At 64.0% G+C, this 12,656-nt stretch carries 12 protein-coding genes (1 of these 12 only partly in view); 5 read left to right on the top strand and 7 right to left on the bottom strand.

Translation table 11 applies throughout. From position 1 onward, the window contains the following. Window positions 1-12: 12 nt before the first annotated feature. From N0D28_RS12825 to N0D28_RS12815, 3 genes are all read right to left on the bottom strand, one after another. Window positions 13-447, bottom strand: coding sequence for a cupin domain-containing protein (locus N0D28_RS12825; RefSeq protein WP_260559892.1), 435 nt, complete (start codon window positions 445-447; stop codon window positions 13-15). Between the two features lie 546 nt (window positions 448-993). Beyond that, a complete protein-coding gene (locus N0D28_RS12820) occupies window positions 994-1,416 on the bottom strand; it encodes a hypothetical protein (RefSeq protein WP_260559891.1) in 423 nt (140 codons plus the stop codon). 381 nt (window positions 1,417-1,797) lie between these two features. Then, window positions 1,798-4,122 (bottom strand): ATP-binding protein, encoded by a 2,325-nt coding sequence (locus N0D28_RS12815; protein WP_260559890.1) that lies wholly within the window; start codon window positions 4,120-4,122, stop codon window positions 1,798-1,800. Window positions 4,123-4,415: 293 nt separating this feature from the next. Here N0D28_RS12815 and N0D28_RS12810 point away from each other — a divergent pair, with 293 nt between their 5' ends. Further along, window positions 4,416-5,978 carry an ABC transporter substrate-binding protein gene (locus N0D28_RS12810; RefSeq protein ID WP_260559889.1) on the top strand — a complete coding sequence of 521 codons (1,563 nt, stop codon included), beginning with the start codon at window positions 4,416-4,418 and terminating at the stop codon, window positions 5,976-5,978. 274 nt (window positions 5,979-6,252) lie between these two features. Here N0D28_RS12810 and N0D28_RS12805 read toward each other — a convergent pair whose 3' ends face one another. The 4 genes from N0D28_RS12805 to N0D28_RS12790 all read right to left on the bottom strand — a co-directional run bounded on the left by N0D28_RS12805 (window position 6,253) and on the right by N0D28_RS12790 (window position 9,033). Next, window positions 6,253-6,441 (bottom strand): hypothetical protein, encoded by a 189-nt coding sequence (locus tag N0D28_RS12805; RefSeq protein ID WP_260559888.1) that lies wholly within the window; start codon window positions 6,439-6,441, stop codon window positions 6,253-6,255. 150 nt (window positions 6,442-6,591) lie between these two features. Next, the gene (locus tag N0D28_RS12800; RefSeq protein WP_260559887.1) at window positions 6,592-7,227 is read right to left on the bottom strand and encodes a DedA family protein; all 636 of its coding nucleotides are present in this window, start codon (window positions 7,225-7,227) and stop codon (window positions 6,592-6,594) included. Window positions 7,228-7,236: 9 nt separating this feature from the next. Further along, window positions 7,237-7,962 carry a phosphatidylserine decarboxylase gene (locus N0D28_RS12795; protein ID WP_260559886.1) on the bottom strand — a complete coding sequence of 242 codons (726 nt, stop codon included), beginning with the start codon at window positions 7,960-7,962 and terminating at the stop codon, window positions 7,237-7,239. A gap of 12 nt (window positions 7,963-7,974) precedes the next feature. After that, window positions 7,975-9,033 carry a glutamate--cysteine ligase family protein gene (locus tag N0D28_RS12790; protein ID WP_260559885.1) on the bottom strand — a complete coding sequence of 353 codons (1,059 nt, stop codon included), beginning with the start codon at window positions 9,031-9,033 and terminating at the stop codon, window positions 7,975-7,977. Between the two features lie 68 nt (window positions 9,034-9,101). On the opposite strand from N0D28_RS12790, the gene N0D28_RS12785 reads away from it, so the two are divergent. The 4 genes in view from N0D28_RS12785 to N0D28_RS12770 are tightly spaced (at most 9 nt apart) and all read left to right on the top strand, a layout consistent with a single transcriptional unit that may run on beyond the window. After that, window positions 9,102-10,091 carry a PIG-L deacetylase family protein gene (locus tag N0D28_RS12785; RefSeq protein ID WP_260559884.1) on the top strand — a complete coding sequence of 330 codons (990 nt, stop codon included), beginning with the start codon at window positions 9,102-9,104 and terminating at the stop codon, window positions 10,089-10,091. A gap of 9 nt (window positions 10,092-10,100) precedes the next feature. After that, complete coding sequence (gene mnmC2 / locus N0D28_RS12780) at window positions 10,101-10,805, top strand: tRNA (5-methylaminomethyl-2-thiouridine)(34)-methyltransferase MnmC2 (protein WP_260559883.1); 705 nt, start codon at window positions 10,101-10,103, stop codon at window positions 10,803-10,805. Further along, window positions 10,802-11,857, top strand: a complete 1,056-nt coding sequence (locus N0D28_RS12775) for an NAD(P)/FAD-dependent oxidoreductase (protein WP_312846408.1) — start codon at window positions 10,802-10,804, stop codon at window positions 11,855-11,857. Before mnmC2 ends, N0D28_RS12775 begins: the two co-directional genes overlap by 4 nt. Further along, window positions 11,833-12,656 carry the 5' portion of an isocitrate/isopropylmalate dehydrogenase family protein gene (locus tag N0D28_RS12770; protein WP_260559882.1) on the top strand. The gene runs 172 nt beyond the window's last position, so only the first 824 of its 996 coding nucleotides appear in the window; the start codon lies at window positions 11,833-11,835; its stop codon lies beyond the right edge, outside the window. The genes N0D28_RS12775 and N0D28_RS12770 overlap by 25 nt, the downstream gene beginning before the upstream one ends.

Genomic DNA, 12,656 nt, shown 5'->3' with positions numbered 1-12,656 from the left:
GCCGGGAGCCGCTCATTCGTCCGGCGTGGTCGGCGCGGCTCCGTTAGGCAGTAGGAGCACCGCTGTGTAGGACGCGGGCAGCGTGGTCATGTTGCAGAAGTTGTGGACGTCTCCTGCCGGGTAGATGTAGGCCTCACCCGCCTTGTAGGTCTTGCTGCTGGCCGGGGTGGTGGCTGTGGCTCTGGTTTCCACCATGACCTCGCCAGTCAGCACGGTCTCGATGCCTGGACCGCCGTGGTGATGAAAGCCGGTGCAGATTCCTGCCGGAAGATCGAGCACGTCTTGCTCCACCTGCACTGTGGCCGGGAGTGGCGGAGGAGTGAAAGCGTGCGCCGAGACAACCTTGAACTCGGGCTTCGGCGCGTCTGAAGTCTGGGCCTGTGACGCTCCCAGCAGCAGACCCCCAATGCAGACGACGGTGCATAGATGCGCAAATGCTCCTCTCATGCTTTCCCCCTGGCAAGGCGTACTTGCCCTGCGAACCAGAACATCCCTCTTCCAGTCGCCCTGTAAGTGGTGCTTTCACTTTCCGAACCTTCCCTCACTGAACGGATGGACCAGAATCCGGATCAGCCCTCAGTGATGCCTTACGGTAGGCGCTGGGAGGACACCTTCACATCAGCAATACTCGGTAGTCTGCCCTGGTAGTAGGATTCGGTACACCGCCGCAAATCTGAAGAAGCACGGCCAGCCAGGAGTGTGGGGACCGTACGCCCGGTACGGAAGCCCGGTATGGTCAATCTGATCGGTCACCGACCAACATCGGTCTTGACCTGCTGTTACGGGTGGAGAACCGTTCGCTGTTTGGTGGCCCAGCGGGTCCGTTGCATGCGGTTGCACAGCCCCTGGTCGTGTTGCCGCACGATAATGTCGCGCGGTGCCCCAGCCTTTGCCCCGTGACATGAAGCATAAAACGCTCAATTTGATAGAACCCCAGAACACAGGCGGCAGGCGGACACCCACTTATGGGGGTGCCCGCCTGCATTCACCCGCTTAGAGACCGCTGGCGTAGGCCGTGCCCATCACCGGTACACCGAAGCTGGTCAGCGCCTGGCCGTCCGAGGACAGGGTAATGGTGCTGATGGCGTTGACAGAACTGCGCTTGCTCTCCCGCTGCACCGAGACGGTCAGCAGGGCGTCTGAGCCGTCCTGCTCCGCTTTCGCGAGGGTGATGGTGGTGCCGACAGGCAGGTTGCCCGCCGCGAGCGTCAGGTTGCTGGGCAGACTGCCGCCGAGTTGCGCAAGCGGCATGCGCAGCATCATCCATTTCGACTCGGTATAGAGAGCCGAATAAGCAATATCACCTTTTTTGTTGCAGATCATGACGCTGCTGGAGATGTCGGCGCTGGGCGCGGCGAGGGCAACGGGGGCGAACAGGGCGGCGGCGACGGTCAGGCAGGCAATGAACTTACGCATGGTGCGTCCTCCAGGGCAGGGCAGACCTACCGCTGCGCTCCTTTTTCATCCCCATGGGACGACGGGCAGCGCGAAGAGAAACGGGTGAACGACGCCGAAAACCCAGGGAGCCTGGTGCGCTGCTCCCCCTCTGCATCAGCGTTGCGCTGACCCTTTCAGGGTGCGCGTTCTCGGGGAAAAGTACATCGCCACAACTGCGAATACCCCGGCTGACGACCCTGGCAGCACTAGGTACGCCCCTGGGTCTGCGTTCTCTACGGGTACAGCAGATAGCGGCGGCGGCGGGAGTTCGCCGTCACGTCCGGAAGATGTGTTTCCAGCTCAGTTCTTCGCTTCGTTTTTGCCGTTGAGGGGACCAGTAGAGGGTTAGTCAAGCGCCAGTCAAGACCTGGGTTGTCCTGACGTCTCTGCGGAACCTGGTGCGTCTGGCGGCGCGTGCTCGATGGCCCAGCGGGCCAGTTCTACCCGGTTGCGTAGCCCCAGTTTGCCGAGGAGGTTGCTGACGTGTTTGCTCGCCGTGCCCGGACTGATGCCCAGCAGGCGGGCGACCTTCCGGTCCGGGTGGCCCTGCGCGACGAGCGCCAGCACCTCCCATTCACGGGGCGTCAGGGCTGGACGGGCGTCTGGACGCTGCGCGGGTACGGACAGGTGCTGCACCAGCTGTTCAGCCAGCTCCACCGCATCCGGCAACAGCAGGCGTGTTCCTGCCGCCCAGGCCTCGAGGTAGCTGTCCTCCCCCAACACCTGACGGGCCTGGGCCAGATCACGCCGGAGCTGGAGGTCCGAGACGCTTTGCGATTGTTCCAGACATGGGTCATTCACGAACGCCGCGAACTGTACCAGGGTGCGCCAGTCCTGCACGTCCGCCGCCAGTAGGGTCAGGCTCCAGCTCAGGACAGCGCCGGCCACGCTCCTGAAGCCCTGCCTGGCCGCCTCGTGGAGGCAGGCAAGCAGCAGCGTCATGGCCTCAGCCCGCCGGTTCAGGTGCAACATCAGTTGGCCCATCAGGTTCTGGGTGAGAAGTTCAAACACATGGTTACTGACCTCCCGGTAATACTGGCGGGCCAGTGTGGCGTAGTTCAGGGCCTCCTCGTGCCGACCCAGTTCCAGCAGGCAGCGGGCGGCTGCCAGACGCGAAATGGGCCGGTTCATCCGCCCCCTGGGGGTCTGGCAGCCGCCGACCATCCGTTCAGGTTCCTCGCGCAGCACCTGCTCCACGCGTTCCCAGGCTTGATCGGCGCGGCCTGTCGCCAGTTCCACTTCGGCGAGGGCGAGGCTGGTCATGGCGGTGGCGTCCTGGTCGTCCAGCTCCTGGCAGATCGTCAGCATCTCTTGCAGTCGCACTTCTGCAACCTGCAACTGCCCAGTGGCATTCAGGCTGTAAGTACTGACTTGCAGTGCCCGCAGCAGCATCTGCCGGTCCTCGGGAGCGGGGAGAGCCAGCACCTGATCCGTCAGCAGCGAGTCCTGGTCAGTCAGACCGAAGGACATCCAGAAAAATCCGATCGTGCAGAGGTAGCGGTAGGCGAGGTCGGCCTGACCCTGCTGTATGACCCAGACCATCCCGGCCCGGATGTTGGGATAGTGCGGCAGGTAACTTGCCCGGTGGTCAATGTCGCCCTGTGACCACTTGCGGATGGCCTCCTCGATCATTCCCAGAAAGTAGCGGGCATGTCGGTCACGCCAGGTCTGCGCCAGCGGGTTGTGGGCGAGGTGCTCGGCGGCGAGTTCACGCAGCGGTTGCAGGATCTTCCAGCGCGTTTCTGGCGTGTCCAGGCGCTGCACGAAGCTCTGGTCCAGGAGCATCTCGATCCGGTCAAGCGCGTCCTGTGAGCCCCAGACCGCTGTCAGCCCCGCCGGAGTAAAGCCGCCCTCGAACAGAGCGCAGCACTCGAAGATGTCACGGTCATCCCCGCCCAGCAGGTCGTAACTCCACTGCACGGCGGCGCGCAGCGAACGCAGCCGTTCCGGACGGTCCCGGAAATCCGCGTGCAGTCCCCCCAGTGAGTGTTCCAGTTGCACCAGCAGGTCGGGCAGGGCGTAGCTTCGCAGGCGGGCAGCGGCGAGTTCCAGGGCCAGCGGCACCCCTTCCAGGATTTCGCAGAGCCGGATCACTTCAGGTGTATTATCCGCACCGAGTTGAAAGGAGGGGCGCGAAGCCTGGACGCGCTGCACGAAGAGCTGCACGGCGGGGCTGCACGCGGCCTGGACGGCGCTTCCCGGCAGGGCCAGCGGCTCCACGGGATGCTCGTGTTCGTCATGGAGGCGCAGGGCGGTGCGGCTGGTGACCACGATCTGGAGGGTGCCGTCGCCCGAATGCAGTTCACACAGATGCACCGCTGCCGGGAGGAGGTGCTCGAAGTTGTCGACAATCAGCAGTGTCCGCTGCTGTGCGGCGAATTCACGGATGAGTCGTCCAGGATCGGCCCCATGTGCGGGCAGGGAGAGTGCCAGCGCGATGCTCTTGAGGACCTCGCCTGGGTCGCGTAGGGCAGACAGGTCCACGAACTGGACGTGGTCGTACATCATCTGCACCCACTGGGCCAGGTGCAGGGCGAGCGCCGTTTTGCCGATGCCGCCGGGACCGCGCAGGGTGATGAGCCAGCAGCCGCTGTGCAGGAGTTCGGTCAGACGGCTCAGATCGTGCTCTCGGCCCAGCAGGAGGCCAGGTCCTGCCGGAAGCGGTGCCCCCCTCTGAGGGTTCATGCCTTAGTGTACAGAGTGAATTACCTCACACGGCTCTGTGACCCGTCCCTATTGGAGGAAGACCCCAAACCGGAGTCCTGAGCGCAGGTTTTGGTTCCGAGTCTTAGGTCACCCCAAATGGACTGGAACCTCCACGGCAGCCCGAACGGATGTTATCGTGTGACTGTAAGTACGGCTCCTCCGTATGCTCCTGCTTTGACCGGGTAGGGTTTCACAGCGCAAACTGTTGGCACCGTCGCCACTTCAATACTGCACTTTCGATTGCGTGCCCTACGTTAGGTAGAGGAGGACATATGAAAGGACTTCTGACCCTCTCATTGGCCGCGACTGTCACGCTCGCCTGCGCCGCCCCCACCCGTGGCGGCACCCTGACGTATGGCCGCTTCGCTGACTCGCTCCTGCTCGATCCTGTCTATACGGACGCGAATTTCGACATCCGGATTCTGACCAATATCTACGACACCCTGATTGAAACCGTGCCGGGCACGGACACGTTCCGCCCCGCTCTCGCCTCGGCGTATTCATTCTCGCAGGACGGCAAAACCTTTACGCTCACTGTCCGCCCAGAAGCAAAGTTCTCAGACGGCACACCAGTGAGCGCTGATGATGTGAAGTTCTCGCTCGACCGCGCCCGCGACCCCAAGAACGGCGACTGGAACTTTCTGCTGGACTCCATCGGAACGGTCACGACAAAGGGCGATCAGGTGATCCTCAACCTGAAGCACCCTGATCCCAGTCTCGTGGCTGCGCTCGCCACCTTCAACTCGGCGATCTTACCGAAGAAGCTCTACATGGTCACTCCGGGCAAGAACGACGCGGCCCGCGCCGCCGCTTTCGCCGCGCATCCGGTGGGATCGGGGCCGTTCATGCTCAGCGAATGGGAGCACGGTTCCTCCATGACTCTCAAGCGCAACCCCTACTACTGGCGCAAGGCGGCGGACGGTCAGACGTTGCCTTACCTCGATGCCGTGCATTTTGAAGTGATTCCCGATGACAACACCCGCGTCCTGAAACTACAAGCAGGCGAGTTGCAAGGCGCGGAGTTCATTCCCTTCGCACGCGTGGGGGAACTCAAAGCCGATCCGCAGCTCAATATGGTTCTCTTTTCGTCCACACGGCGCAATTTCATCGTGATGAACAACCGTCCCAAGCTGGTGGGCGGCCAGGCCAATCCGCTCTCAAACCTGAAGTTACGCCAGGCACTCAATGACGCGACCGACAAGGCAACCCTGATCAAACTCGTCGCGTTCGGCAACGGCAAGGTGAGTACGTCCTTCCTGGCGAGTACAACCCCGCTCTACGCCGCGCAGACGGGCTACCCATATGATCTCGCCAAAGCGAAGCAACTCTTCGCGGAGTCCGGTGTCCCAGAAAACCTTTCGCTGAGCCTTCAAATCGTCTCTGGGAATGCCGACCAGATCGCCCTCGCGACCGCGTTGCAGCAGATGTGGAGTGCCATCGGCGTGAAGCTCAGCATTGAGCAGGTCGAGAATGCCAGCTTTTATGGCCGCTCCGGGAACAACGACTTCCAGATGCAATTCGGTGCCGAGACCGATGACATCGCTGATCCCAATGAGGCCACTGCCTACACCGCCGTCTACAAGAACGCGCAGTCCTTCCACACCGGCTTCCAGAGTGCGCGTGTGGATCAGCTCTTCGTGCAGAGTCAGTTCGAACTCAACCAGGCGCAGCGTGCGGGACTGTACAAGCAAATACAGCAACTCTACGTGGCGGCGGCCCCGATCGTGTTCCTCTACGAGCAGCCATTCCCGATTGCGCTTCGCAGCAATGTGCAGGGCTTTGTGCAGACTCCGCTGGGCACCAGCGTCTTCATGAACACCTACTTGACGAAATGATGGTGTGACGGATGGAAGGTGGCTCCCATCAGACCGCTCCGTGATCTGTCCTCGCTGGAGGAAGACCTCAACTGGATTGCTCAGCGTAGGTGTTGGTTCCAGGTCTCCAGATCCCCCTTTCCCTGGAGAGCATCGTTATTCAGTCGAAGCAGCGAAAGGCAACTCTGAACCAGCGGGTTGTAGGTTCGAGTCATATACGCCCCATCATTAAAAAAGCCCCGCCTGGCGCGGGGTTTCTGCATATATTGAGTTTTTCGTACTTGGGCGAGACTGTTTATTTCCGCCCCTCACGCAACCGCTTAAAAAAGTTCAGACAGAACATCAGCAGCGCGAGGCCCGCTCCCGCCCCCTGCGCTGCCGCCGAGTAGTCACCGTCCTCGGCTGAGGTGACGGCCAGTACGCCCAGGCCCAGCACGAACACCGCAAGGAGGGCCAGTACGACCCAGCGCCAGGCTGGACTCACCGGGAGCCGCTGATCACAGCAGGCCCTGTAGTATCAGACTGATCACTGCACAGTAAACGCCGTAGAGCACCGCCGCGCCCAGCACCCAGGAGTGTCGGGCACGTGCCGCGTGGCAGGAGGGTATAGATGGTCAGCTTTTTCGCCACCGACTTATTCCTGCTCGGAGAGCGATTTGGCTTTCTCGGCGCTGGCGACCTCGCTGCGCGCCGAATGCACCGCCCGATAGATGAAGTAGCCCGGCACGCTCAGCACCGCCAGCCCGATCAGGCCGTAGCTCTGGTAGCGGTGCCAGACCTCGATGAAGGCCACCCCGCCCAGCCACATCCCGATCTGCCACACCGCCGTCCAGGACAGCGCGCCCAGAAACGAGCAGGCCAGGTACGGCAGCGGTTTGAGACCTGCCGTGCGGGCGTACAGAATGAACAACGTCCTGAGCGGCCCAAACCAGCGGCTGATGACGGCCATCCAGGGACCATGCTTTTCGAGCATGTTCTGAATCTGAATCAGGCCCAGGCGCTGCTGGGTCTTCTTGGGAATGAGCCTGAGACCGCGCGGCCCGATGTAGTAGCCGATCAGATTGCCCAGGGTATTGCCCAGGGTGCCGAACAGCACCGCTTCCCAGAGCGTGGTGGTTTGCCCCTTGACCATCAGGCCCAGCGCCAGCATGCTGGCTTCGTAAGGAACGCCTGGCAGGCCGATGCCCTCCAGGGTCAATAGGAGAAAGTTGACCAGATGAACGGTGAATGGATCGAGGGTTTCCAGCCAGTGCAGGACGGCGTTGACCATGCTCCTGCCTCAGCGCGACGACTTGCTCAGACGGGCAATCGGCGTTTGTGCGCCGTAGACCTGATCGCCCACGCCCACCAGGAAGTCCACCTCGCCGAAAATGAACAGATCGACCTGTGAGCCTCGCTCGATGAAACTGATCTTCTGGCCGGGCCGGGTGGTCTCGCCCACCTTCACATAAGTGCTGATTTTATTCACGAACTTGTCGGCGATCTCGACCATCGCCACCTTGACCCGGCCCTCGATGAAGATGGTCTGGCGCTCGTTTTCCAGGGCGTAACGCTTGGCGAACAAGTCGACGGCCCGGCGCAGATAGGTGAGCTGGATGTATTCCCAAAGGTCTACCATCGGCAGGTTCAGTTTCGCGCCGTTGTGGACGATGCCGGTGATGCGGCCCTGCATCGGTGCATAGTTGAAATGCACGTCCAGCGGCGACATGTAGATGCCGATCAGCCAGCCTGCCCCCGGCGTCTCACCCTCGGGCCACTCGGCGTGGGTGATTTCCGAGACGCGGATTTTCTGGCCCAGCTTCTCGCTGACGATCTCACCGTTCTCGACCCGGCGTACGTAGACCACCTGGCCGTCGCAGGGACTGGTCAGCAGATCCTCGTCGGTGGGGGTGATGCGCACCGGGTCGCGGTAAAACCAGACGCGCTGCAAGAACAGCAGCACGGCTCCCCAGATCAGAGCGAACGGCAGCAGCCGCCGCAGGAAGGTCAGCAGGAATTTCAACATGGCCAGAGTCTATCAGCGGCGGCCCGGTTCATCAGTGCTGGGATGATTCTCCAGGTACGCCTTGCGGGCGATATACGGCAGCTTGGGCAGGTAGTAGCGGGCAAATCCGGCGGGGCCGTGCCAGGCGGGCGGCGGGGCGTGCGGTGTGCCGAGGTCCTGCCAGACGCCGCTGCGGTATAAGCCGTCGAGGTGCGCGCAGGTGCTTTCCCAGCCGTGGGTTTCGGTGTGGGTCAGCACCCGCTCGGCCTCGGTGTGTTCGGTCCAGTGCAGATCGAAGCCGGTGAGCGCCTCGACTACCTCCGCCCGCGCCCGCAGCGCCGGGGTGAGGCCCATCAGCATCTGCGTTCTCAAGGTGTTGTAATCCTCGCGGCTCCAGGGCAGCGTGTCTGGCAGCCGGGCTACCCGCTCCACCGCCTGCAAGATGGCCCACAACCGCTCGGGGTCCGGCACCGGGTCGAGAACGCGCAACTCCACAGTGCCCAGCCGCCGCGTCACGATCAGGTCCTGAAAGCGCTCGCGGGAATCGGGGCCGAGTTCACCCAGCGCGAACGACGCGCCGACCCGCGAGAGCGCCCCGGTGCCGCCTGCACCGAAATACGGACTGCTGGCGCTTGCCAGGGCCAGCACCGGCAGCACATAAGCCAGATTGCCGTAGAGCCGCGCCCGCTCGCTGCTGGGGTCACTGCCGGAACCGGCAGGCACGCCGACGTGGATGTGCAGGCCCGCCGTGTGGTAGCGGTCACTGCCGGGGAGTGCTCCCAGCGCGACGAGTTGCCCCGATGCAAAAACCCGCGACAGTGCGGTGCGGCGCGATAGGGCCGCCGTAAAGAGGGTGGCAGCGCTCAGCTCGACGGGTGTGCTGACCTCCACGCTGCTCATCACTTCCCGCCGGGCCGCTTTGCCGCGCCGGAAGTTGGTGGCGGTGGCGGCCCAGTTGCGCTTTGGGTCTTGCCACAGCAACCCGCCCATGTTCCACAGGCTGCCCAGCGAGGTGCGCCCGCCGTGCAGCACGAAGACTTCTTCCTCCAGGCCGAAGCTGGGGCGGGCCGACTGACTGCTCGGGGCGGACATGCCAGCGAGTATAGGGGCCTAGAGAAGGTCTTTCTTCATGAATCCTTCGTTTATATTGGTGGGCGCTGATGCGCCTGAAAAAGCCACGCAAATGGAAACGCCTGACCAGCCTGCTGGTGCTGGTGGTTTTGCTGGCAGCCTTTGTCAACGGCTGGTACTGGCTGCCCACCGGCAGCCTGACGCTGCATCAGGTGAAGGCGGCGGCGGCAGCCCTGCCGGAAATGAAGCCGCTCAGCGGGCGGGTGCTGTTCGTCTCGCCGCACCCCGACGATGAGACGCTGGCGGCGGGCGGCATTTTGCAGGACGTTATGGAGAGGGGCGGGCAGGTCTACGTGGTCTTCTTGACCAGCGGCGACGGCTTCGAGTGGGACGCCCGCGCCACCACCCGCGAGCTGAGCGTCAGCCACGCCGACATGCTGCGCCTGGGCCTGCAGCGTATGAACGAGGCCCGCGCCGCGACCAGGGCGCTGGGCATCCCCGCCTCGCACGTCTATTTCCTGGGGTTTCCCGATCAGGGCCTGACGCCGATCTACCTGCAAAACTACCTGGTGCCTTACACCTCGCTGCATACCGGCGTCAACCGGGTGCCGTATGCCGGAACCCTCGCGCCGGGCAAACCCTACACCGGCAAGGAGTTGGATAGGCAGCTGTCCGCCGTCTACGATCTGGTCAAGCCCGAGATCGTGCTGGCCCCCAGCGCCCAGGACGGCCACCCCGACCACCGCACGGCGGCGTATCTGGCCTCACGGCTGGCCTCGCAGCGCGGCGAGAAGCTGTACTTCTACCTGGTTCACGGCGGGCTGGAGTGGCCGCTGCCCAAGGGCCTGCACGAGGGGCTGCCGCTCGCGCCGCCGCGTCCTACCTCGCAGGGCCTCAAGTGGCAGCGCTACCCGGTGACGGCTCCCCAGCGTGCCCGGCAGATCAAAGCCATCCAGGCCTACAAATCGCAACTGGTGGTCATTCCGCGCTTCATGTGGGCCTTCGTGCGCCAGAACGAACTGCTGTTGCCTGCCCCCGCCGAGGGCAGTCCCATTCCGCCTGCCGATCTGGGCAAGTAGCCACGGTCCATGGAACCCGCCGCCCCCGTACCTGCTGCTACCCCACCTGCTGCTGCCGTACCCACCGCCGACGGCTCCCTAAGTGTCTTCAGCGAGCGCTACGGCGAGTGGTACGCGTCGCAGCACGGCGCGGTCCGCCAGTCGCGTACGGTGTTTCTGGAAGGCAGCGCCGCGTGCCTTCACCCGGCCCCCCGCGTGCTGGAGGTCGGTTTCGGGCTGGGCCTGAACTTCCGCACCACCCTGGCCGATGTGACCGGGCGCGGCGTGCCGCTGAACTATCTGGCATTTGAGGCGTTTCCGTTGGCGGCTTCCGATCTGGTGGGTGTGGCCGGAGACGAGGCCCATCCTCTCTGGCGGGCGCTGCTGCACGCCTGGGATGCCGGCCAACAAGCCGGGCATCTGAGCGTTCAGCACGGGCCGCACCGCCTGCGCCTATGGTTTGCCGACATCACCGCCGCATTGCTGCCCCCGCAGTGGGCCGACGCCATCTATCTCGACGGCTTCAGCCCCGCCCGGAACCCGGAAGTCTGGACGCCTGAGTTTCTGGCCCGCCTGGCCGACAGCCTCGCGCCGGGTGGACGGCTGGCGACCTACAGCGCGGCGGGTGCAGTGCGGCGCAGTCTGATCGCGGCGGGTCTGCGGGTGGAGCGGCGGCGTGGCCGGGCTGCCGGGTTGGTGGGCAAGCGCGAGTTTCTGGTGGCCTGCAAACCGTGAGACGCCTGCTGGTCATCGGCGGCGGCATCGTGGGAGCGTCGGCGGCGTATTTCGCGGCGCGGCGCGGCTTTGTGGTGACGCTGCTCGACGCTGGGGAGGGCCGCTCAAGCGACGTGCCCGCTGCGTTGCTCAACCCGGTGCGCGGGCAGAGCGGCAAGGTGGAGGCGCTCTCACTCAAAGGCTTGCGCCAGACCTGGGCCTTGATCCAGGAGCTTGAGGTTTGCGGCCACGTCGTCCCCCACGGTCAGACCGGCGTGCTGCGCCCGGTGCCGGACGAGAAGACCCGGCGCAAGTGGCAGGCCAATTTGCCCGCTGAGTTGCCGCACCGCTGGCGCGAATCTACCGACCTCCCGCCCGGCTGGCACAGCGCTCTGGAGATTCCCGAAGGCGGCTGGGTGAGCGGCGCAGCATTGGTGCGGGTCCTCAAGGTGGCGTCGGGGGCTCGGCTGGTGCGCGGGCGGGCGGCAGCGATCACCGGCAGCGGCGCGGTGCTGGAAGGCGGGACAACCCTGGCTGCCGATCAGGTCATCTGCTGCGGGGGTTCGTTTGGGGCAGCACAGTTCGGTGTGGGCCGGGGCGTTCACCGGGCCGGGAGCCTGTTGCTGCTGGACGAAGCCCCCGAGCAGCCGCTGAGCTTCGGGGCATACCTGTCACCTGCCCAGGTCGGCGGCGTGCTGGGCGCGACCTTCGAGACCCAGGTGGACAGCCATGCGGAAGCGCTGGCCCTCGGCTTGCCGCTGAAATCGCTGGACTGGCTGCTGGACAAGGGGGGGCCCTTACCGATTTGCGCGGCGCTGGCGTCACGGGCCGCTGGACGGGCGTGCGCCTCTCGCCGCTGCGGTGCGGACTGGACGAGTCAGGGGTGTGGCACATCAGCGGGCTGGGCAGCAAGGGCTTCTTGCTGGGGCCACTGCTGGCGCGGGATGTGGTGGCGGGAATGGCGTCTCCGACCCAGGATTGTTGTTCCTCCAGTTGGTACAGATGATGAACCTGACGGAAGCGGTGCATCCATTACACTAAATCCATTATGGCTCACTACCGCATTGCACTGATTGAAGGCGACGGCATCGGCCACGAAGTTATTCCAGCGGCCCGCCGCGTGCTGGACGCCGCAGGTTTCAGCGCCGAGTACGTGGACGCTCAGGCTGGGTACGAATACTTCCTGGATCACGGCACATCTACCCCTCAGGCCACCTACGACGCGGTTGAAACCACCGACGCCACCCTCTTCGGGGCCGCCACCAGTCCCACCGACAAGCCCGCCGGATTCAAGGGCGCGATCCGCCATCTGCGTCAGAAGTACGGCCTATATGCCAACGTGCGCCCCACCAAGACCCGCCCCGTGCCGGGTGCTTACGAGAACGTTGACCTGGTACTGGTGCGCGAGAACACCCAGGGGCTGTATGTGGAACAGGAACGCCGCTACGGCGACACCGCCATTGCTGACACGGTCATTACCAAGGACGCCAGCCTCGCCATCGGCAAATTTGCCGCCAACCTCGCCATGCAGCGCCGCAAGAAGCTGACGGTGGTCCACAAGGCCAACGTGCTGCCAGTCACGCAGGGCCTGTTTCTCAATACCATCATGGATGAGGTCAGCGGCATGGACGGGCTGAATGTCAGCACCATGATCGTGGACAATGCTGCCATGCAGCTTGTCCGCAACCCCCAGCAGTTCGACGTACTGGTCATGACCAACATGTTCGGCGATATCCTCTCCGACCTTGCGGCGGGACTGGTGGGCGGCCTGGGCATCGCAGCCAGCGGCAACATCGGCGATAAGTTCGGCATCTTCGAGTCGGTTCACGGCTCGGCTCCCGACATTGCCGGGCAGGGCGTCGCCAACCCCAC

It is taken from the genome of Deinococcus rubellus, from assembly GCF_025244745.1.
Lineage (GTDB): Bacteria > Deinococcota > Deinococci > Deinococcales > Deinococcaceae > Deinococcus > Deinococcus rubellus.
The sequence above is the reverse complement of the archived record's forward strand: the minus strand, read 5'-3'. Positions and strand labels throughout refer to the sequence as shown.